This window comes from Roseovarius atlanticus, from assembly GCF_001441615.1.
In the GTDB taxonomy this organism is placed as follows: domain Bacteria; phylum Pseudomonadota; class Alphaproteobacteria; order Rhodobacterales; family Rhodobacteraceae; genus Roseovarius; species Roseovarius atlanticus.
Map to the genome: position 1 here is coordinate 1 of NZ_LAXJ01000032.1, position 21,594 is coordinate 21,594.

A 21,594-nucleotide genomic window follows, 5' to 3' on the forward strand; every position below is an offset into this window, starting at 1 on the left:
ACCACTGGTCCGAATTTCCGCGACCACCTCTTCGGCAACTGGAACAGCCAGTTCCGGCGTTTTCGAAGATGGGCCAAGACGGGTGTTTTCGAGAGTCTTTTCAACGCGCTGAGTGATGACCCCGACCTCGAGTATGCGCTCATTGATGGAACCATCGTTCAAGTCCACCAGAAGGCCACGGGCGCAAAAGGGGGACTCAAACTCAGGCCATCGGGCGCTCGCGCGGTGGGCTGACGACCAAGATCGTGGCGCTGGTCGATGCGCTCGGCAATCTGGTGCGGTTCCTGCTGCTGCCCGGGCAGGCGCACGATATGAAGGGCGTTGCGCCTCTGATCAGGGATACTCTATTTGGCGCATTACTGGCAGATAAGGCGTTTGATGCTGACTGCTATTGCAAGACCTCGATGCGCGCGGCGCAATCGCTGTGATCCCGCCCAAAGCCAACCGCAAACTCCAGCGAAACTACGACGTGGACGCCTACAGATGGCGACACCTCGTCGAAAACTATTTTGCGAAAATCAAAGAGTTCAGAGCCATAGCCACGCGCTACGATAAGACAGACTGTAGCTATGCCGCCTGTTGGAACCTCGCAGCAACCCTGATCGCATCACGATGATTGTCCACGGGCCCTAGCTGGGTAGTGGATGAACACAAGATGTTCGCGGATAGTACGCGCAGGCTTTTCAATGCAGAGATGGCTCCGAACATTGAGAAATGGGTGGAGCAGGGCATTGTTGACCGCGACTTCTGGAAAACAGTCGGTCAGCAGGGTGTCATGGGTGGCTCGATTGCCGAAGAATATGGTGGGTTCGGTGGCGGCATCGGGTTCGACGCGATTACCGTCTACGAGCAGGGGCGCACCGGTGATACGGGTTGGGGCTATGGGATCCAGTCCATCGTAATCCATTATCTCAATGCATATGGCAGTGAGGAACAGAAGAAAAAGTGGTTGCCGAAACTGGTCAGCGGCGACAGCGTTGCGGCGATTGCCATGACCGAGCCTGGAACGGGCTCTGACCTCCAGAACGTACAAACCTATGCGGAAAAGGATGGCAACCACTACAAGATCAACGGTTCGAAGATCTTTATCACAACCGGGCACACGGCGGATCTCGTTGTTATCGTGGCAAAGACCGATCGCAACGCCGGCGCTAAGGGCGTTTCGTTGATCGTTCTGGAAACCGAGGGCGCTGAGGGCTTTCGCCGGGGACGGAACCTGAAGAAACTGGGTATGAAAGGTTCGGATACTGCTGAGCTGTTCTTCGAGGATGTGCGCGTGCCCACGGCGAACCTGCTTGGTCCGGAAGAGGGGCAGGGGTTCTACCAGCTGATGAAGCAACTGCCTTGGGAGCGGCTGATGATCGGCATTACCGCCCTCGGTTGTATTGATTTTGCGATCGACGAAACGGTGAAATATGTTCAGGACCGCAAGGCATTTGGAAGCCGGATCATGGACTTCCAGAATACACGCTTCAAACTTGCGGAATGCAAAACCAAGGCCGAATTGCTACGTTCCTTCGTAAATGACGGGCTCGCGCGTCTTGAAGCGGGCGAACTTGATGCGGCCACGGCTTCGATGGCGAAATGGTGGGGCAGTCAGACGCAGAACGAGGTCATGCATGAATGCCTGCAACTGCACGGCGGTTACGGTTTCATGATGGAATACCCCATCGCGCGACTTTATGCCGACAGCAGGGTCCAGATGATCTATGGCGGCACCGACGAGATCATGAAGGAACTGATCGCACGCTCGATGGATGTTTGATCCGTCCGGTGCCGGGTGGGGCTATTCCCTGCCCGGCCCCAGAATTTCGTCGCTGTGTTCCCCAAGTCGCGGGGCCGGGCGATGATCATGTCGCGCCGGTGTTGCCAAGAATCGTATCGGCGGGCGTGTCGTCCAGATCGGTCCTTCGGATGGGTGATCAATCCGTTGGAAGAAGCCGGTCGCGGCAAGATGGGGATCGTTCGGCAAATCTGACAGGTTGCGCACTGGCATGGCGGGTATGTCGGCCTGCTCCATGAGGTCAAGCCAGTCATCCGTGGTCCGGGTCAGCGCAATGTGCGCCACCATATCGTATACCGCGCCGATGTTGCGGCTACGGGCGTCCATGTCCGTGACCCAGACATGGTCGATCATGTCATTGCGCCCAACCGTCTTGAAGAACCGCGCCCATTGGGCGTTGGTATAGGGCAGGATCGTGATGAACCCGTCCGCCGTCTGGAGCGGGCGGCGGTGCGGCACCAGCATGCGGGCATATCCGAAATTCCTCGGTACCTCGTCGAATGTCGCGCCGTCCATGTGCTCGGCCAGCAGAAACGCCGTCAGCGTTTCGAACATCGGCACCTCGACATGTTGTGCCTGGCCCGTGCGTTCCCGATGAAACAGGGCTGCCATGACGGCATAAGCCGTGGTAACGCCGCCAAGCTTGTCGGCAAGAATGGTCGGGGAATAATCGGGTTTTGCCTCTGGATCGCGAAGGGTGGGCAGGCTGGCCAAACCCGAAACCGCCTGGACGATGTCATCAAAGGCAGGTTTCGAAGCGTATGGCCCGTCCTGACCGTATCCGGTTGCAAAAACCGTGATCAGGCTCGGATTCTCGTTCCTTAAGGTTTCCGGATCCAAAGACAATCTGGCAAGCGCCGCGGGCCTGATGCTTGAAATCATAACATCTGCATCGACGAGCAACTTGCGCAGACGGTCGCGATCGGCTTGCGTCTTAAGATCGAGTACGACGCTGCGCTTGTTGCGGTTGGCCCCTAGAAACGCGGCGCCCATCAACCTGTGCCGCGATGGCTGAACCTGGCGCAGAAGATCGCCCTCGGGCGCTTCCACCTTGATCACATCCGCTCCCAGATCGCCCAGCATCTGCGTGGCCAGAGGACCGAAGATGATCGACGTCAGGTCGATGATCCTGACGCCTTGCAGGATTGCGGTGTTCGTCGAGGTGGCCATATGGGTTGATTTCCTGTTCTAGGAACGAGAACCGAATTCCGCGCGAATGGCCGCTCCATCGGCATCCAATGCGGGGGAAGGTCCAATCGCGGCTTCGGTGCTGCCACGTCGTATCGGGGGCATTGCGATGCTGACAGGTCCCGTGGGCGTTCCGATGGTCGCCCGATCAAGTTGCGGGTGATCCGACAGCGAGGCAACGTCGTTCACCGCCGCCGATGCAATGCCCGCGCCATCAAGCAGCTTCAACAATTCGGCACGTTCGTGCGCGCCGAACACGGTCTTGATAAGCTCTTCGAGTTCCGATTTGTGCGCGATCCTGGCTGCGTTGTCATGGAATCGCGGATCATCGGCCAGGGCCGGGTCGCCGAGAACCTGAACGCAGAACCGGTTCCATTCGCGGCTGTTCTGAACCGAGATGACGACCTGTTCACCGCCCTGGCAGTGGAATGCGCCGTAGGGGCATATGACAGAGTGGCCAAGCCCGGTTCTGGGCGTGGGCTGATTGGCATAGTCGTGAAAAAGGAGCGGAACCGCCATCCAGTCCGCCATGACGTCGAACATGGCGACCGAGATGCCGCTGCCCTTGCCGGTTCGATCACGCCCGATCAGCGCTTCGCAGATCCCGGCATGGGCTGTCATGCCGGTGGCGATATCGCAGACCGACACGCCGACCCGCCCCGGTCCATCCGGCGTGCCGGTCACCGATGCCAGGCCGCTTTCGCATTGCACCAGAAGGTCATAGGCCTTGGCGTTGCGCATCGGGCCGTCTTCGCCATATCCGGTGATGTCGCAGGTCACCAGGCGCGGGAACCGTTCTCGCAGACTGGCGGAATCTAGACCGAGCTTGGCCAGCGCGCCGGGCAGCAGGTTCTGAATAAACACATCCGCGTTTTCCAGCATCCGGAGCAGGATGTCCCGGTCCTCGTCGGCTTTAATGTCCAGGGCGACCGATTCTTTTCCGCGGTTCAGCCATGTGAAATAGGCGCTTTCGCCCTTTGCGGCGGTATCGTAGGCGCGGGCGAAATCGCCCGTACCCTTGCGTTCGATCTTGATCACACGCGCACCGGCATCGGCCAGCCGCGAGGAGCAAAAAGGCGCGGCGACTGCCTGTTCGAGCGCAACGACGAGTTTGCCGGAAAGGGGGGCTAAGTCTGAACCTGACATGAGTTTCTCTCAATTGATCCTGAAAGGTTGACTAAATCTAACAACTGTTAGAAAGATTATCAATACGCTTAAACAAAGACTGGGTCGCTTGAAGGAGAACGCCTATGCAGGATGCCAAAGGACCAGACCAGCTTTTCCAACGCGCGCTGGCAGAGGGAGAGATCCTGCTGCCCAAGTGCGACGACTGCGGGGCCTATCACTTTTTCCCGCGAGTCCTGTGTCCACATTGTCATGGCACCGCGATTTCGTGGAAGCAGGCCGGCGGCAAGGGACGGGTCCACACCACAACAGTCGTGCGCCGAAAGCCCGAACGGGGCGGCGACTACAACGTATGCGTCGTCGAGCTGGACGAGGGTGTCCGGATGATGAGCCGGGTCGAGGGCATTGCCCCGGGTGAGGTCGTCATCGACATGCCTGTAACCGCATTCGTGGGCGAGGCCGAGGGTGTTCCGGCCGTGCTTTTCAAACCGTCGGAGGGATAGGCCATGACCACTGAACTTCGGGGGAAATCCGCCATCGTGGGAACCGGTCATGCCGGTTTCGGAGAAGCCCATGGCCTGACGGCCTATGATGTTATGGCGCAATCTGCGCTTGCGGCGCTTGGCGATGCCGGGCTGAAACTGTCCGACGTCGACGGGCTGTTTTGCACCATGATGGAAGACAGCATGCCGGCGCTTATGGCGGCGGAGTATCTGGGCATCCAGCCCCGTTTCATTGATGGCACGATGTCGGGCGGTTCGTCCTTCGTAAACTACCTGACGTCCGCGGCCATGGCGCTGGACGCCGGTCTGTGTAATGTCGCGCTGATTGTTTATGGCTCCAACCAGCGCACCGCGTCGGGCAGACTGGTGACCGCTTCACGTCCGCCGGCCTACGAGGCGCCGTATAATCCGCGCTATCCGATCTCGGCCTATGCGATGGCGGCGGCGCGGCACATGCATGAATATGGCACCACCCGCGAACAGCTGGCCGACGTGGCCGTTGCCGCGCGGGCCTGGGCGCAGCGCAACCCCGAAGCGTTCGAGCGTGGCCCGCTTACCCGCGAGGACGTGTTGGGTGCGCGCATGGTGGGCGATCCATTGACCGTGCGCGACTGTTGTCTTGTCACCGATGGTGGCGGCGCGATCGTAATGGTCCGCGCGGACCGCGCCCGGGATTTCCCGAAGGCGCCTGTCTATGTGCTGGGCAGTGCTGCGGCAAGCTCGCACCGGCAGATTTCCCAGATGAAGGATTTCACCGTGACCGCGGCCCGCGACTCGGGCGCGCGCGCCTTTGCGGCGGCCGGAGTGAACCCTGCGGATATCCAGGCGGTCGAGCTTTATGATGCCTTCACCATCAATACCATCCTGTTTCTTGAAGATCTGGGGTTCTGCGCCAAGGGCGAGGGAGGGGCCTTTGTCGAAGGCGGGCGCATCGCGCTTGGCGGCGTCTTGCCGGTGAACACGAATGGCGGCGGCCTGTCCTGCGTGCACCCCGGGATGTACGGAATCTTCACAGTAATCGAGGCTGCCCGCCAGATCCGTGGCGACGCGCCGGGCATTCAGTTGAAGGATATCGACCTGGCGCTGGCACATGGCAACGGTGGTGTGCTCTCCAGCCAGGTCACGGCGATACTTGGATCGCAAAACACGCTCTGACGGCAACTAAGGGAGGAAAGCAAATGCCATTGGATTTTGATGCACTATCGAACTGGGACTTTGAGGAAATCGAACAGACGCTGACTGAGCGGGATACCATCCTGTATGCACTCGGCCTTGGGTTCGGCGAGGATCCGACCGACAAAAAGGAACTGGCCTATGTCTATGAAGACGGGCTCAAGGCAGTTCCCTCGATGGCGGTCATTTTGGGGTATCCCGGCTTCTGGCTGCGCGATCCCAAGACCGGCGTAAACTGGCAAAAAGTGCTGCACGGAGAACAGTGGCTCGACATCTACAAACCGCTGCCGACACATGGCCGGATTGTCGGCCGCAGCAAGATCGACTTCATCGCCGACAAGGGCGAGGGCAAGGGAGCCGTCATTTACCAAAGCCGCGACATTGTCGACCCGGACAGCGGTGAAAAACTGGCGCGCGTGGCAATGTCGGCTTTCTGTCGCGGTGATGGGGGTTTTGGTGGTGAAAACCAGGCGGGTCCGGCACCTGCAGTGCTGCCTGACCGGGCGCCTGATCACATATGTGATATCGATACCCTGCCGCGCCAAGCCCTTATTTATCGTCTCAGCGGTGATTTCAATCCGCTTCACGCTGACCCGGATGTGGCCCGTTCTGTCGGGTTCGACCGCCCGATCCTGCATGGTCTGGCGACCTATGGGCTGGCGGCCCGGGCGATTCTTAAGACATTGCTTGACTATGATTCTGCCCGGCTTGTCGGTCTGGATGTTCGGTTCTCGGCTCCGGTCTATCCCGGCGAAACCGTGCGGTTCGAAATCTGGGAAGAGGACGGCGAGGCCCGGTTTCGAGCATCTATTCCCGCACGCGACGTGGTTGTTCTGAACAACGGCGCAGCGCGCTTCGCCTGAGGCAGTGAAGATGGCTCAACCTCTCAAGGATATCCTGGTGCTGGATTTCAGCACCCTTCTTCCCGGTCCGATGGCAACGCTCATGCTGTCCGAGGCCGGGGCCGAAGTGATCAAGTTCGAACGGCCCGGAGCCGGCGAGGACGCGCGCCACACGGAGCCAAAGATCGACGGAGAGAGCGTCGGATTTGCTGTGTTGAACCACGGCAAGCGATCGGTGGCCATCGACCTCAAGTCAAGGGGCGCAGTGGAACGTCTGCGCCCCTTGATCGAGAAGGCCGATGTTCTGGTAGAGCAGTTCCGTCCCGGCGTGATGGACCGGCTCGGGCTTGGTTATGATGCTCTGCGCGAGATCAATCCCAGTCTCATCTATTGTTCGATCACCGGCTATGGCCAGACCGGACCAAAGGCCAGCGCCGCCGGCCACGACCTCAACTATGTTGGTGATGCGGGTATCCTGTCGCTCAGTCGCGGACCGGATGACCAGCCAACGGCACCGTTCGGGCTGGTCGCCGATATCGGAGGCGGAACCTATCCTGCGGTGATGAATATCCTGCTGGCCCTGATTGCGCGGCAGGCGAGCGGGCAGGGGACGCATCTGGATATCGCAATGTCCGAGGGAGCGTTCGCCTTTGCCTATTGGGCCCATGCCGAAGGTGTGATTGCCGGGCAGAACATCAAGAACGGTGGCAGCCGCCTGACGGGTGGCCTGGCCCGGTATCGGCTTTATACGGCCGCGGACGGGCGTCAGATCGCCGTCGGCGCGTTGGAAGAAAAGTTCTGGCAGTCGTTCTGCGGCGTCATTGGTTTGCCGGTGGCGCTTCGCGATGACTGGTCCGATCCCAATGCCTGTGCCGCGGAGGTTGCGCGTCGTCTGAGGGAACACCCCTCGACCCATTGGGAGCCTCTGCTGGCTGCGGCCGATTGCTGCTGTTCGGTCGTGAAAACGCCCGCCGAGGCGGCGCGAGACCCGCATTTCAAAGCGCGTGACGTGTTCGGACGGGCCGTAAAAATCTCCGACCGGAACGCGCCCGCTTTGCCGCTGCCAATTGCGTCGGAGTTCCGTTCTTCGGGAAATTCGTTTGGAGTTGCAACCACTTTGGGCAAAGACAATGCGCGTTATGGCGTGGACCAACCGAAGACAGAGTAAATCCCGTTGACGGGCAGGATTTGAATCGGTAATCTAACAATTGTTAGAAAAATGGAGAAGCCAATGGACAAGTCCCACGATGACCTGCCGGCCGAAGCCGAGCGTTATGTCATGCCATCGCGCTTTGTGGAAAGCGATAGCCTGGAAGTGCAGGATTTCGTGACATCGGCTTTGCGGGGTCTTCCCGCGGACGCAACCCATCGGGACAAGGCGATTCGCCTGTTCGAATCGGTGCGCGACGATATTCGCTATGATCCCTATTGTTTCGCGCTGGATGAGGACTCTTACCGTGCAAGCCGTATCGCTGGGGCGGAAGCGGCGTTTTGCGTTCCCAAGGCAATTCTGCTGGCGGCTTGTCTGCGTGCTGTGGGTATCCCCGCCGCTCTTGGGTTCGCGGATGTGCGCAACCACCTGAATACACCCAAGTTGCAGGAATTGATGGAGACCGATCTCTTTATCTACCACGGCTATGTTCAGCTGTGGTTGGGGAATGAGGCCTACAAGGTGACACCTGCATTCAACATGGAACTGTGTGAAAGATTCGGGGTCAAACCTTTGGTCTTCGACGGATATCACGACGCGCTCTTTCACGAGTTCGACGAACAGAATCACCGGCACATGGAATATGTGAACGACCGTGGGCTCTATTTCGACGCGCCGATGGGTGAGTTTCTGACGACGTTCAAGGAAACCTATCCGAAGCTGGAAGAATTCAACCGCATCCGGATATCCAAGGATGCGAGCGGATACGATGACGGTTTCGCAAAGGAGGGTGCCTCTTGAGGTATCTGGAAGACTTCTCGCCGGGCCAAGCCTATCGCTTTCGCAGCGCTCCGATGAGCGCGGATTCAATAAAGGCGTTTGCCGAGGAATGGGATCCGCAGCGGCTGCACACCGACGAAGACTATGCAACCGCCATACATGGCAGCCTGATCGCCTCGGGCTTTCAGACGATGCTGGAAGTGTTCAGGCCGATCATGGCTGAGATGATGGTCGATGTCGCCAATATCGGTGGCATGGGCTTTGAAAATTTGCGCTGGCTGCGGCCGGTGCGTCCGAACGAACCCCTTGATGTCGAACTGACGGTCAACGCGGTCACGCCGTCAAAGAGCAAGCCCGACAGAGGTGTTTTGCACTATACGCTCAGCGCCAAAAACCCTGAGGGCGAGGTCGTTTTTTCGACCGACACCCCCATGATGATCCTGCGAAAGCAAAATGACACAGACTGATATCCTTTCCAGCGAACAAGAAGACCTTCGCCTGTTGCGCGAGAGCGCGCGCACGTTGTTTGAACGGGCGGGCGGAAGTGACAGAGCCCGAAAACTTCGTGATGCCGGGGGCGGTTTCGATGCGGAGATGGTCCGGGAACTCGCCGAGGCCGGTGTTTTCGGCGTGGCGGTGCCCGAAGATCAGGGCGGGCTTGGCATGGGCCTGGCCGCCGGGGGTGTCATCGCCGAGGAAGTCGGCCGTGTGATTGCACCGGAACCGGTCGTGTCGACGATCGGTCTAAGCCTCGGTCTTCTGCGCCGCCTTTGTCCGGATCATCCGAAGATGGCGCAACTTATCGGCGGCGAAATTTCACTGGCGGTTGCCTGGCAGGAACGTGGCCTGGGCGGGGCGCCTGCCGATGCGGCCTGCCGATACACGGACGGTAAGCTGACCGGTGGCAAGGCCTGGGTCGTCGGCGCGACCGGATCTCTAGGGTTCCTGGTCGTGGCTGAAGGAGATGACGGCCCGGTTCTGGTTCTGACCGAGGCAGACGCGGACGGGCTTGTCATTGACAAACGAGCGCAGGCCGACGGCAGCTCTCTGGGCGAGCTTTCGTTTTCGGGAACCCCGGCCGCGGAATTGGCCAGCGGCGGTGCGGTTCCCACTGCACTGGCCGAGGCTGTCGCCGATGCAACGGCGCTTGCTGCGGCCGAGCTTGTCGGCCTGAGCGAGCGTGCCTTCGAGATCACGCTAGACTACATCAAGACGCGGGAGCAGTTCGACAAGCCGATCGGGTCTTTTCAGGTCATCCAGCACCGTGCCGTCGACCTCAACGTGATGTGCGAGGTCGCGCAGGCCGGAGTGCGGGAGGCGCTTGCGCAGATGGACAGCGAAACCGATCCGAAGGTTCGGGCCCCGATTGCCAGCCGTGCCAAGGCGCGGGCGGTTACGGCCGCCAAAAGAATTACCCGTGATGCGATCCAGTTGCACGGGGCGGTCGGGTACACGGATGAGTTCGATATCGGGCTCTACCTGAACCGGGCGCTGGTGCTGTCGGCCTGGTTGGGCGACGATGCCTATCACAGGCGGATTTGGTTCGAGGCACGCGAAGCAGAGGGGGCAGCACAATGACCGACTGGAATGCAATGAGCGATGCGGAATTCCGCAAAGAAGTGCGCCAGTTCTTCGAAGCGGAATATCCCGAGGAGCTGCGTCACCTGCCGCACCGCCCGAAGTTCGCCGAGATCGAACATTGGCACCGCAAGCTTCACGCCAAGGGCTGGGTTGCGCCAGCCTGGCCCGCTGAATTCGGCGGTATGGGCCTGAACGCTGCTAAGCTGCTGATCTTTTATGAAGAGCAGCAGCGCTGGGGCGTCAATCGCGGTCGCGACATGGGCGTGCAGATGGTCGGTCCCCTGATCATCAAATTCGGCACCCAGGAACAAAAAGACTACTGGCTGCCGCGTATCCTGAGTTGCGAAGACATCTGGTGCCAGGGATACTCGGAACCCGGCGCCGGGTCCGATCTGGCGAACCTGCGCACACGCGCAGAGATTGACGGGGACGACTTTGTCATCAACGGACAGAAGATCTGGACCACGATGGCGCATGACGCCACGCATATTTTCATGCTGGTGCGCACCGATCCGGATGCGCCCAAGAAACAACAGGGTATCAGTTTCCTGCTCGCTCCGATGGATCAGCCCGGAGTCGATGTGCGCACTATCACGACCCTGTCGGGCGAGACCGAGTTTTGCGAGGTCTTCTTTGACAATGCACGGACGCCCCGCGAGAACCTCGTGGGCGAGCTGAACAAGGGTTGGACGATGGCCAAGGCGCTCTTGAGCTTCGAACGCATTTTCATCGGTTCGCCAAGTCTGGCCCAGAACGCTCTGGGACAGCTTGAAAGCTTTGCCCGTGGCCGTGGCGCGTTTGACGATCCGGTGTTCCGTGACCGCTTTGCCCAGGCGGCACTGGATGTGGAAGATCATGCCGCGCTTTATGCCCGTTTTGCAGATCAGCTCAAACGTGGCGAGACGCTGGGTGCGGATGTGTCCATGCTGAAGATCTGGGTGACTGAGTGCTTCCAGCGCATCACCGAGCTGATGATCGAAGCAGCCGGTCCCGATGGCGGCTCCATCGGGCCGCTTCAGGTTGGCAATGTTAGCGTCGACGTTTTGTCGAGCTTCTACAAGGCCAGACCTACCACGATCTACGGTGGATCGAACGAAATCCAAAGAAACATCCTGTCTAAGGCCGTCCTGGGACTGCCTGGCTGAACCCATACCGTGAGGAGGAAAAGACCTATGTCGGAGCGTTACGCAAAGTACGACAAACTGAAATTTGACTACCCGGCGGATCGCGTCCTGCGCATCACGTTCGACCGGCCCGAGACATTCAACTCGGTCGATGCCGAAACCCACACCCAGATGACGGACATGTGGATCGACATCGACCGCGACCCCGACATCAACGCGGTCATCGTGACCGGTGCGGGCAAGGCGTTTTCCGCCGGTGGTGATTTTAGCCTGATCGAAAACATGATTGGCAATTCGCATGAGATCATGAAGACGTGGAAAGAAGCCAAGGATCTCGTCTACAACATCATCAACTGCAACAAGCCGATCATTTCCGCGATCAATGGTCCCGCGGCGGGCGCGGGCCTTGTGGTTGCCATCCTGGCCGACATCTCGATCGCCGGAAAACGGGCCAAGATTGTCGATGGTCATCCCCGCCTTGGTGTTGCCGCCGGTGACGTCGCGGCGATTATCTGGCCGCTGCTGACCTCGATGGCCAAGGCGAAATACTATCTGATGACCTGCAAGCCGGTGTCGGGCGAAGAGGCCGAGCGGATCGGTCTGGTATCAATGTGCGTCGAGGATGACGAGCTGCAGCAGATCGCGCTGGATACAGCCGTCGAACTGGCCAACGGCTCGCAAAGCGCGATCCGCTGGACCAAGTATTCGCTGAATAACTGGCTGCGCCAGGCCGGGCCGATCTTTGATGCGTCGACTGCACTGGAGATGCTTGGCTTCATGAGCGAGGACGTCAAGGAAGGTGTGTTGTCGCACCGGGAGAAGCGCGCGCCAAACTTCCGCAAGGACTGCCCGCTTTAAAGTCTGATCGGACGAGGAGGCATGGACATGTCTGAAGATATTTATCGAGATATAGCTCAAGCCTATGCCGATGCGGCCAAAAAGGCATCTGGTCTCAAATCGCGGTTTACGGCTGCCGGATTCGATCCGGCAGCCGTCACATCGTTGGCGGACCTGTCGCGGCTGCCAGTGATGAAGAAGGAAGAGCTTCTGAAGATCCAGCGTGATAACCCGCCTTTTGGCGGGTTCCTCGCCTCTGGTCTGAAGGATGTCGGGCGGATCTACGTGTCCCCCGGCCCGATCTTCGAACCGGCACTTTCGGGCGGTGGCGGCCACGGCCTTGACCTGCTGTTCAAGGCGGCCGGGATGGGGCCGGGGGATATCATCCTGAACACCTGGATGTATCATCTGGTGCCGGCAGGCTTGCTGTTCGACGAAGCGGCACAGTCCGTCGGGGCCACGGTGATCCCCGGCGGTGTCGGCAATACCGAGCTTCAGGCCCAGATCATCGTTGAAACCGGTGTGACTTCAATCTGCGCCTCGACCGCGTTTTTCCTGACGCTGGCGGACAAGGTGATCGAAACCTATGGGCGCGACGCCTGGAAGGTGAAAACAGCCTTCCTCGGCGGAGAGATGGGCGACTGGATGGCCAAACGCCGCCGGATCGAGGAAGACTATGGCGTGTCCACCTGGGCCGCCTATGCCACCGCCGATCTGGGCCTTGTCGCCTATGAGGATGGTGGCGAAGGCTACATGGTTCATCCCGACCGCGTGGTGCAGATCTGCGATCCGGTCAGTGGCGAACAGGTCGCTCACGGGGAACCGGGCGAGGTTGTTGTGACCGCGCGCGATGCCACCTGGCCGATGATCCGGTTCGGCACCGGCGACAGCGCCTTTGCGCTGGAAAGCAACGCGGATGGCACTGTCAGCCGGATTTCAGCATTGCAGGGCCGGGTCGGGGCAGCGGTCAAAGTGCGCGAGATTTTCGTTTATCCGCGTGTGGTTGAAGAAGTTGTCATCGGCACGCCGGGCGCAAAGGCCGCGCAGGCCGTGGTAACGCGCGAGAACGATCGCGACATGATCCGCCTCTCGCTTGTGCTGGAAGACGGTGCCGATACGTCTGCTGCGGAAGCCGCCGCCGCCGATACCTTCAAACTGCATGCACGAATTCGCGCCGACGAGGTGAGCATCGTTGCGGAACTACCCGAAAATGCAGAACTGATCGTCAATCAAAAGGACGTCTGAGATCGCGTCTCGATCTTCGGCGACAACCGCAGAAACAGATGGGCGGTCGGGTGACCGGCCGCCCTCTTTCGTCAGGAACAGAGCGCAACTTTGGCGGCCTGGTATTCCCGGTCGAGACGGTCGACGTAGTCCGCCGTGGTCATCACCTCTTTCACCGCTCCGATCCCCTGACCGCTGCCCCAGATGTCACGCCAGGCCTTGGGGCGAATGTCGCCGGTGGCCAGATCGAGTTTGTTGCCGATCCCGGCCAGGTTGTCCGGATCGAGACCGACCGCCCGCATCGACGGTTTCAGATAGTTGGCATGCACGCCGCTGAAATAGTCGGTATAGACAATATCATCGGCCCCGCCTTCGACGATCATTTGCTTGTACTCCTCCGACGCGACCGCCTCGGTCATGGCAATGAAGGGGGATCCGATATACCCAAAATCCGCACCCATGGCCTGCGCCGCCAGAATTGAGCGCCCGGTCGCGATGGACCCGGACAGGGCAAGCGGACCATCGAACCATTCCCGGATTTCCTGAACCAGCGCAAAGGGTGACAAGGCCCCGGCGTGGCCGCCAGCGCCGGCGCAGACCGCGATCAGGCCGTCGGCGCCCTTGTCGATCGCTTTCCTGGCGTATTTGTTGTTGATTACATCGTGCAGTACAGTGCCGCCGCAGTCATGTGCCGCTTGGTTGACGTCTTCCCGTGCGCCCATTGATGTGATCCAGACAGGCACTTTCCAGCGCGCACATATTTCGACGTCCCGCTCAATCCGATCATTCGATCGATGGACGATCTGGTTGACTGCGAACGGCGCGGCGGGCCGATCAGGATTGGCCTGATTGTGCGCGTCAAGCTCTTCGGTGATGCGCTTGAGCCAGGCTTCGAGCAGCGGCGGTTCACCTTCGGACTCGCGTGCGTTCAGCGTCGGAAAGCTGCCGATGACACCGGCTTTGCACTGGGCGATGACAAGATCCGGCCCGGACACCAGAAACATGGGCGAGCAGATCACAGGCAGGCGCAAGCGGCCGAGAGGGGTGTCAGAGTACATTGTCTATTTCTTCTTTGCTGTTTCAACAGGGGTTGCCGAGGCCCGTAGCCTTGACGGGCGTGCATGGGAAGGGAAGCCGAAGCAAACGTGCCAGCAGACCGCAAGGAAATACACAGAACGGGTGAATTTTACACATGTCTGATGTTCCGCACCGGACTATAGCCCGTCTATCAATGCCACTCCTATCGTGTTCCATGCTAGCCGATTCTGGGAGGAGGAAGCGGTGCCATTGCTCTACAGCCGCTCGGAAAGCGTTGGTCGGATGACCTTCGATTTTCCAGAGAAGAAGAATGCCCTTGATCAAGACGCACGCAAAGAGATGGAACGCATCGTCACCCAAGTGCGCGACGATGACCGCGTGCGCGCGCTGTTGATCACTGGCGCCGGGGGCACGTTTTGCGCCGGAGGTGACATCAACACTTTCGCCGGGTCTTCGCCTGTGGCCATGCGGGACCGCATGAAACAACAGCATCGCGTAACCCGGATGCTATATGATCTTGAAAAGCCGGTCGTCGCGGCGGTTGCCGGGCCGGCCTTTGGCGTGGGGTTCAACATTGCACTTCTGGCTGATGTGATCCTGGCCGCGCCCTCGGCCCGCTTTTGCCAGGCCTATGCGCGCGTGGCGATCGTGCCTGACGGTGGCGGGCTTTACTTGCTGGCGCGGACGGTCGGGACGCAGCGGGCGAAGGCGATGTTCCTGACGGCCCAGGTGATCGATGCCCACGAAGCGCACGACCTTGGGATCGTCCACGCAATCCACGAAGAAGACGCGCTCGACGCAGAGGCCGCTGCGCTGGCCACGCGTCTGGCCGAAGGGCCGACCCGAGCCTTTGGGCTGGGCAAGTCGATGCTGAACCGTGGCATGGATTGCGATTTCGCGACCTATCTCGAGATCGAGGCAACCGCCGAAGCCCATATCATGCAGACCGAAGATCACCGCGAGGCGGTCGCCTCTTTCAAGGAAAAGCGTCCGCCGCGCTTTGTCGGGTCATGAACGCGGCGCCCGATAGTGGCCCGCTGGCCGGTCTTCGGGTGATTGATCTCGGGCAGGTCTACCTTGGGCCCTATTGCGGTCTGATGTTCGCGCTCATGGGGGCCGAGGTCATCAAGGTCGAGCCGCCCGGCGGCGACAGTATCCGCGGCATCGCGGGTGGGCGCGAGAACCCTGCAGCGATGATGCTCAATTCCAGCAAACAGAGCGTGACGCTCGATCTGGGCTCCAAGGACGGGCGCACCGCCCTGCTGGCACTGTCAGATACGGCCGATGTTCTAATCGAGAATTTCCGTCCCGGTACGATGGAGAAACTGGGGCTGGGGTGGGAAACACTCTGTGCCCGCAATCCGCGCCTGGTCATGGGGTCAGGAAAGGGTTACGCGGCCGATTCCGTCTATCGCGATGCACCGGCGATGGATTTTCCTATTCAGGCCCTGACGGGTCTGATGTCGGTGACCGGGTTTCCCGATGGTCCACCTGTGAAATGCGGTGCAGCGATCACCGATTTTCTGGGCGGTATCCACCTTTTTGGTGGCATTATGGCGGCGTTGCATGCGCGCGGCGCGACAGGGCGCGGGGACTTTGTCCAGATCGCGATGCAGGACGTCACGCACCACGCGCTGGCGTCGAATATCGCAAGCTATCTGCTGGCGCCTGACGGGTTCGCCGACCGGGCCGGCAACAGTCAGGCCGTGCTCAAGGTCGCACCCTACGACCTGTTTCCGGCGCGCGACGGGCAGGTGGCCATCATGTGCCTGAATGATCGCCACTGGCAGCAGCTGACCCGGGCCATGGGTCGCCCTGATCTGGCCGAAGATCCCGAACTGGCCGCGGGACCCGCGCGCTGCGCGCGGCGTGCCCAAGTCGATGGCTCGGTGACGGCGTGGACCTCAAGTCAGACCCGCGCCGAGATTTTCGCGGCCCTGAGCAGCGCACATGTGCCGGGCGCCCCGGTGCGCACGCTCGCTGAGGTGGTGTCGGACGATGACATGCGCGCCCGCGGCATGATCCATGACCTTCCGCATCCAGACCTGGGCACGGTCCCTGTTCCAGGGCTGCCGATGCGTTTCGCGGCTCACCCACAGGTCGCCCCTATCCCCGCACCAACCGTAGGCGCCGATACGGCGCGCATCCTGGCCGCACTGGAACAGGACCTGCCCTCTGCTCAATCAAAGGACACCTACTGACATGTTCAAGCTCGATCCGGAATTGGAGGATTTTCGCAACGAGGCACGCAAGCTGGCTGAGCGCGAGTTTGCTCCCAGGGCCGCCCATTGGGACGAAGCCGAAGAGTTTCCAGCCGCGAACCGCGACAAGCTGGCCGAACTTGGCTATCTGGGAATGTTCATCCCTGAAGAATACGGCGGCTCCGGCGCGCCAGTGATCCAGGGCACGGTGTTTCTGGAAGAAATGGCGCGGGTCTGTTTCAACACGGCGCTGGTCTCGCAACTCTACCTGAACGGCCCATCCCGGGCAATCAGCGTTCTGGGCAGCGACGAGCAGAAAAAGCGGTTCCTGCCAGACATGGCGGCCGGCAAGAAATTCATCGCAATCGCCATCAGCGAGCCCGAGGCGGGGTCGGCGGTGACAGACCTGCGCACCACGGCCACAAGGGACGGCGACGGATGGGTGCTGAATGGCAACAAATGCTGGTCCACGGGCGCCCATGTGGCCGATTATGCGCTGGTCTTCTGCCGTTTCGGCAAGGCCAGCGGGGCGAAGGGGATTGGTGCCTTTGTCGTCGATCTGAAGAAGCCGGGCGCGCGGATCGGCCACATATCGCTGAAGATGGGTGGCCGGGGACTGACCGAGGCCGAGATTATCCTTGAAAACTACAAGGCCGGTCCCGAGGATGTGCTGGTCGAAGGGGACCCGGAAAGCTCGCGCTCCTTCGCGCTGTTGATGAGCAGTTTCGGACCCGAGCGGGTGGGCAACGCAGCGATGTGCGTGGGGCTGGCGCAGGGCGCTTTCGATGCTGCAAAGTCGTATTCCGAGATTCGCCATCAGTTCGGGCGCCCGATCAAGGAATTCCAGGGCCTGCAATGGAAAATCGCCGACATGGCCACACAGATCCATGCTGCGCGTCTGATGGTCTATCGGGCCGCGACCAACCCCGCGCCGAACGGCTTTCCCGATCCGATGGATGCGACCATGGCCAAGCTTTACGCCAACGAAATGGCGCAGAGGGTCACGAACGAAGCGCTGCAGATCCACGGTCACAATGGTTACACGCGCGAATACCCGCTGGAACGTATGGTGCGTGACGCGCGCGGCTTCGCGCTTGGCGGTGGCACCATCGAAATCCTGCGCAATACGATCGCCGCCATGGTCTACGGCCACAGCTTCGACCAGCGGCGGGGGTAGGGCGGATGCATCCCTCGTTGCTAACGACAGAACAGGTCGCTCTCAAGGATGCCGCGCGCAAACTGGCGCTCGGGGAATTCCGGGACCGCGCCGCACGCTGGGACCGCGACGGCATCTACCCCGAGGAAAACCACCATCGCCTGGGCGCGCTTGGCTATCTGGGCATGACCATTCCCGAAGAATACGGCGGTGGCGGTGCGCCGCTGGTGGATTGCTATCTCGTGATCGAGGAACTGGCCAAGGTGGATTTCAATACCGCGCTGATCGTTCACGATCAGAACGTCTCGCCCCGGATCATCGCCACCTGCGGCAGCGAGGCGTTGAAGCAGGCTTTCCTGCCCCGCTTCGCCGCAGGCGAGATCGAATGCGCGATCTCCTGGACCGAGCCAGAGGCCGGGTCGGACGCCACCGCGGTGACGACATCGCTGCGCCCGGACGGGGACGGGTTTGTGCTGAACGGCGGCAAGATCTTTACCACTTTCGGCGACAGGGCCGATTACCTTCTGGTCTATGCTCGGTTCTGCGAAAGCAAAGGCGCGCGAGGCATCGGAACCGTTTTGGTGCACCGCAAAAGCCCCGGCGTTTCGGTCCATATTCTTGAACAGAAGATGGGCGCGCGCGGCTGCAACGAATGCGAGATCCATTTCGACGATGTGCGGGTGCCGTCCGAAAACGTCGTGACCGAAGGGCTGGCCGGCAACTCCAGCGGCTTTGTCCGCCCGCTGGGTGTCTATAACGCCACGCGCGTCGGCATGGGGATACTGGCGCTTGGTGTCGCCGAGGGGGCGTTCGACCTTGCACGCGACTACATGAAGACCCGCCGGCAATTCGGCAAGGCGCTGTCCGAGATGCAGGGGCTGCAATGGATGATGTCGGACATGAAGGTGCAGATCGAGGCCGCGCGGTCGTTGTGTTATACGGCGCTGTCGCTGATCGACCGCGGCCAGCCCGATCCAACATTGTCTTCGATCGCCAAGGTTCAGGCCACCGAAATGGCACAGCGCGTCACCCATGACGCCATGCAGATGTTCGGTGGCTACGGCTATTTCGGTTCGCTTCCGTTGGAGCGGATGGTGAGGGATGTGCGGATGCTGACGATCACCGGGGGAACGACCCAGATACACAAGAACGGGATTGCTCGGGCGCTGTTCACTGACTGACGAATCTTCGCCAAAGGGAGGGGCGGTCATGACAAGCGATATCACTGTGGAACACTCAGAAGGTCTGGCCGTCGTGTCGTTGAGCCGGCCCGACAAGCTGAATGCGCTGACCCTCGACATGCGCGTCGAACTCCTGGACGCGTTTCGCGATATCCAAACTGACCCGCGGATTCGCGCCGTATTACTGCGGGCCGAGGGCCGCGCTTTTTGTGCGGGTGCGGATATTTCGACCATGGGCAAGGACGATGTCTGGGGTGATCGGGCGCGCTTGTACAGGGCACACCAGATGATCCTTTCCATATTCAATTGCGAGAAGCCTGTGGTTGCCGCGGTGCGCGGTCCGGCGGTCGGGATCGGTCTGAGCATGGCGCTCGCCTGCGACGTTATCCTGCTCTCCGAGACGGCAAGATTCGGTCAGGTTTTTCGCAAGATCGGGCTGGCCCCCGATGGCGGCGCGGCGTTTTTCCTTCAGAATCTGATCGGTCGGCAACGTGCGACGGACCTTGCCTTCTCAGCGCGGATGGTGCCGGCGGATGAAGCCCTGAGCCTGGGATTGGCAAGCCAGGTTCATCCCGATGATGCCCTCGACCGGGCGGCCCTGGACTATGCGACAGACCTGGCCGCGGGGCCAACCTTTGCCCTGGCCGGTACCAAGCGGCTGATGCGCGCCGCGATGCAACCGTCTCTGGAGAGCTTTCTTGAAACAGAAGCCATCATTCAGGGGCAAATCATCAAGAGCGCGGATCACGCCGAAGGCATCGACGCCTTTCTGAGCAAGAGACAACCGGTTTTCCGTGGCACATGACCAAGCGGATTGCGCCTTTTTAAGGACAGGGAAGAGATAGCGATGGAAACAGTTATTGGACGACTCGGCTGGGTGTCGCGGATTATTACCTATATTGCGACTGCCCTGGCGGCGCTGATGATGGTCCATGTGACGATTGATGTCGTTCTGAGCCAGTTTGTCGCCGAGCCGTTGCCGGCAACGGTGGACTACGTGTCATACTATTACATGGTCGGGTTGGTCTTCCTTCCGCTGCCATTCGTCGAATTCACCAACGAACACATCAAGGTTGATCTGATCCACGATCTGATCCCGGCGGCGGGCAAAACCGTTCTGGACATGCTGGCGCTGGCATTGTCGGCGGTATTCTATGGCCTGCTGACATGGCAAACCTGGATAGACGCGCTCGAGAAATACGCCGTTGGAGAGAAATCCATGGGTATGGCGGCGGTGACCGTCTGGCCCGGCCGCTTCTTTCTGCCAATCGGCGCGGGTCTGATGGTTCTGCTCTTGCTGGCAAAGCTGATCCAACGCCCCTCCACCGATGCAGGCATGGCCAGCCCCAATCACGACATGTACGAATAGGAGCACGACGGTGAGTTTTTTTCAGATCGGCCTTTGTGGCATTTTCACTGTGATCGTGCTGGTACTGTTGCGCGTCCCCATAGCGGTTGCACTGGGTATCGTGTCCTTTTTCGGGTTCTGGGCCATGTTGGGCAGCGGGGCCGCATTCGGTCTGCTGACGGCGGTGCCCTATGATTTCGCTGCGCACTGGACCCTCAGTTCGATCCCGATGTTCCTGTTGATGGGATACGTCTGTTACCAGACAGATATCACGCGCGGGATATTCAAGGCCGCCAGGGTCTGGCTGTCGTTCCTGCCGGGGGGGCTGGCGGTCGCCAGCGTGGGCGGCGCGGCGCTGTTCTCGGCGGCGGCCGGTTCCAGCCTGGCATGTGCCGCGGCCATGGGCCGGATCGCTGTGCCGGAAATGCTCAAGCGCGGCTACGATCCCGGGCTGAGCACTGCGGTGGTTGCCGCGGCCGGCACCATGGGGTCGCTCATCCCGCCGAGCATCCTTCTGATCATCTACGGTATTTTTGCCGGGGTCGCGATCAGCAAGCTGTTTCTGGCCGCGATCGTGCCGGGCGTACTGACGATGCTGGGGTACTGGGCCGTGATCATCGTTCGTGCGTGGATCAATCCCGCGCTCGCGCCGTCGCTCGACGAAAGCGCGACATGGTCCGAACGGCTGGAGGCCCTGAGCGAGACATGGCCCGTGCTCTTGCTGGTGGTGGGCGTTTTCGGCGGTCTGTTCACCGGGATATTCACACCCACGCAGGCCGGGGCTGTCGGGGCGGCGTTGTCCTTCGCGATTGCGGCGGCGCGCGGCACCCTGAACTGGAAAGTTTCCAGAATCGCGCTGATGGACACTGCGAAAATGACCGCGGCGATCTTCATCATTGCGGTCGGTGCCAACCTGTTTTCGAGGTTTTTGGCGATCAGCGGTATTCCCGCAGCGATGACGGACCTGGTGATTGACCTGGGGGCCAGCTATGTGATGCTGGTTTTTGGCACCGCCGTGATCTTTTGCCTGCTGGGCATGATCCTCGATCCGCTGGGCATCCTGCTGCTGACGCTGCCGATCCTTCTGCCGATCTACGAGGCGAACCATATCAGCCTGATCTGGCTGGGCGTGCTTGCAACCAAGCTGGTCGAGATGGCTCTGATTACCCCACCGGTGGGGCTGAACGTGTTCGTGATCAAGGGCATCGTCGGAGATGCGGTCCCGATTTCACTGATTTTCAAGGGTGTTTTGTGGTTTTTGGCTGCGGATGTGGTGGTCCTTATCATCATGGTCGCCTTTCCCGAACTGATCATGTTCCTGCCAGAGCTCGGCAACTGATTTGGCCATCCCGGCCGTGAC

Annotated in this window: 21 protein-coding genes and 1 pseudogene; 19 read left to right on the plus strand and 3 right to left on the minus strand. The window is 60.4% G+C overall.

Going from position 1 to position 21,594, the window contains the following annotated elements:
• Both XM53_RS23830 and XM53_RS20985 read left to right on the plus strand, forming a co-directional pair.
• Nucleotides 1–616, plus strand: a pseudogene (locus XM53_RS23830) (IS5 family transposase); the annotation flags it as partial.
• A gap of 39 nt (nt 617–655) precedes the next feature.
• Nucleotides 656–1,765 (plus strand): acyl-CoA dehydrogenase family protein, encoded by a 1,110-nt coding sequence (locus XM53_RS20985; protein WP_201455463.1) that lies wholly within the window; start codon nt 656–658, stop codon nt 1,763–1,765.
• Between the two features lie 21 nt (nt 1,766–1,786).
• On the opposite strand, the gene XM53_RS20990 is transcribed toward XM53_RS20985, so the two are convergent.
• Together XM53_RS20990 and XM53_RS20995 are read right to left on the minus strand one after the other, a co-directional pair.
• Complete coding sequence (locus XM53_RS20990; RefSeq protein WP_057796764.1) at nt 1,787–2,953, minus strand: CaiB/BaiF CoA transferase family protein; 1,167 nt, start codon at nt 2,951–2,953, stop codon at nt 1,787–1,789.
• Between the two features lie 18 nt (nt 2,954–2,971).
• The gene (locus XM53_RS20995; protein ID WP_057796765.1) at nt 2,972–4,117 is read right to left on the minus strand and encodes a CaiB/BaiF CoA transferase family protein; all 1,146 of its coding nucleotides are present in this window, start codon (nt 4,115–4,117) and stop codon (nt 2,972–2,974) included.
• A gap of 104 nt (nt 4,118–4,221) precedes the next feature.
• Here XM53_RS20995 and XM53_RS21000 point away from each other — a divergent pair, with 104 nt between their 5' ends.
• From XM53_RS21000 to XM53_RS21045, 10 genes are all read left to right on the plus strand, one after another.
• Entirely contained in the window at nt 4,222–4,599 is a 378-nt protein-coding gene (locus tag XM53_RS21000; protein WP_057796766.1) for a Zn-ribbon domain-containing OB-fold protein, read from the plus strand.
• Between the two features lie 3 nt (nt 4,600–4,602).
• Nucleotides 4,603–5,754, plus strand: coding sequence for a thiolase (locus tag XM53_RS21005; RefSeq protein ID WP_057796767.1), 1,152 nt, complete (start codon nt 4,603–4,605; stop codon nt 5,752–5,754).
• A 23-nt stretch (nt 5,755–5,777) separates the two neighbouring features.
• Nucleotides 5,778–6,635: a MaoC/PaaZ C-terminal domain-containing protein gene (locus tag XM53_RS21010; protein WP_201455461.1), complete on the plus strand. Its 858-nt coding sequence runs from the start codon at nt 5,778–5,780 to the stop codon at nt 6,633–6,635.
• 10 nt (nt 6,636–6,645) lie between these two features.
• Nucleotides 6,646–7,782, plus strand: coding sequence for a CaiB/BaiF CoA transferase family protein (locus tag XM53_RS21015; RefSeq protein WP_057796768.1), 1,137 nt, complete (start codon nt 6,646–6,648; stop codon nt 7,780–7,782).
• Nucleotides 7,783–7,845: 63 nt separating this feature from the next.
• Nucleotides 7,846–8,565 carry a transglutaminase-like domain-containing protein gene (locus XM53_RS21020; RefSeq protein ID WP_057796769.1) on the plus strand — a complete coding sequence of 240 codons (720 nt, stop codon included), beginning with the start codon at nt 7,846–7,848 and terminating at the stop codon, nt 8,563–8,565.
• Nucleotides 8,562–9,011, plus strand: coding sequence for a MaoC family dehydratase (locus XM53_RS21025; protein WP_057796770.1), 450 nt, complete (start codon nt 8,562–8,564; stop codon nt 9,009–9,011). The genes XM53_RS21020 and XM53_RS21025 overlap by 4 nt, the downstream gene beginning before the upstream one ends.
• Nucleotides 8,998–10,122 carry an acyl-CoA dehydrogenase family protein gene (locus tag XM53_RS21030; RefSeq protein ID WP_057796771.1) on the plus strand — a complete coding sequence of 375 codons (1,125 nt, stop codon included), beginning with the start codon at nt 8,998–9,000 and terminating at the stop codon, nt 10,120–10,122. The genes XM53_RS21025 and XM53_RS21030 overlap by 14 nt, the downstream gene beginning before the upstream one ends.
• Nucleotides 10,119–11,270 carry an acyl-CoA dehydrogenase family protein gene (locus XM53_RS21035; RefSeq protein ID WP_057796772.1) on the plus strand — a complete coding sequence of 384 codons (1,152 nt, stop codon included), beginning with the start codon at nt 10,119–10,121 and terminating at the stop codon, nt 11,268–11,270. The genes XM53_RS21030 and XM53_RS21035 overlap by 4 nt, the downstream gene beginning before the upstream one ends.
• A 27-nt stretch (nt 11,271–11,297) precedes the next feature.
• Nucleotides 11,298–12,107, plus strand: coding sequence for an enoyl-CoA hydratase/isomerase family protein (locus XM53_RS21040; protein ID WP_017467550.1), 810 nt, complete (start codon nt 11,298–11,300; stop codon nt 12,105–12,107).
• 27 nt (nt 12,108–12,134) lie between these two features.
• A complete protein-coding gene (locus tag XM53_RS21045) occupies nt 12,135–13,331 on the plus strand; it encodes a phenylacetate--CoA ligase family protein (protein WP_236544592.1) in 1,197 nt (398 codons plus the stop codon).
• A gap of 71 nt (nt 13,332–13,402) precedes the next feature.
• Here XM53_RS21045 and XM53_RS21050 read toward each other — a convergent pair whose 3' ends face one another.
• Nucleotides 13,403–14,368: an NAD(P)H-dependent flavin oxidoreductase gene (locus XM53_RS21050; protein ID WP_057796774.1), complete on the minus strand. Its 966-nt coding sequence runs from the start codon at nt 14,366–14,368 to the stop codon at nt 13,403–13,405.
• A 223-nt stretch (nt 14,369–14,591) separates the two neighbouring features.
• On the opposite strand from XM53_RS21050, the gene XM53_RS21055 reads away from it, so the two are divergent.
• From XM53_RS21055 to XM53_RS21085, 7 genes are read left to right on the plus strand one after another with little or no spacing between them, the layout of a single operon-like run.
• A complete protein-coding gene (locus tag XM53_RS21055) occupies nt 14,592–15,362 on the plus strand; it encodes an enoyl-CoA hydratase/isomerase family protein (protein WP_236544593.1) in 771 nt (256 codons plus the stop codon).
• Complete coding sequence (locus XM53_RS21060; RefSeq protein ID WP_057796776.1) at nt 15,359–16,549, plus strand: CaiB/BaiF CoA transferase family protein; 1,191 nt, start codon at nt 15,359–15,361, stop codon at nt 16,547–16,549. The genes XM53_RS21055 and XM53_RS21060 overlap by 4 nt, the downstream gene beginning before the upstream one ends.
• Nucleotide 16,550: 1 nt before the next feature.
• Nucleotides 16,551–17,726, plus strand: coding sequence for an acyl-CoA dehydrogenase family protein (locus tag XM53_RS21065; RefSeq protein ID WP_057796777.1), 1,176 nt, complete (start codon nt 16,551–16,553; stop codon nt 17,724–17,726).
• Between the two features lie 5 nt (nt 17,727–17,731).
• The gene (locus XM53_RS21070) at nt 17,732–18,886 is read left to right on the plus strand and encodes an acyl-CoA dehydrogenase family protein (RefSeq protein ID WP_057796778.1); all 1,155 of its coding nucleotides are present in this window, start codon (nt 17,732–17,734) and stop codon (nt 18,884–18,886) included.
• Between the two features lie 28 nt (nt 18,887–18,914).
• Nucleotides 18,915–19,691 (plus strand): enoyl-CoA hydratase/isomerase family protein, encoded by a 777-nt coding sequence (locus XM53_RS21075; protein WP_057796779.1) that lies wholly within the window; start codon nt 18,915–18,917, stop codon nt 19,689–19,691.
• 42 nt (nt 19,692–19,733) lie between these two features.
• On the plus strand, nt 19,734–20,255 hold the full coding sequence (locus tag XM53_RS21080) for a TRAP transporter small permease subunit (RefSeq protein WP_057796780.1): 522 nt from the start codon (nt 19,734–19,736) through the stop codon (nt 20,253–20,255).
• Nucleotides 20,256–20,265: 10 nt separating this feature from the next.
• A complete protein-coding gene (locus XM53_RS21085; protein WP_057796781.1) occupies nt 20,266–21,573 on the plus strand; it encodes a TRAP transporter large permease in 1,308 nt (435 codons plus the stop codon).
• Nucleotides 21,574–21,594: the final 21 nt, after the last annotated feature.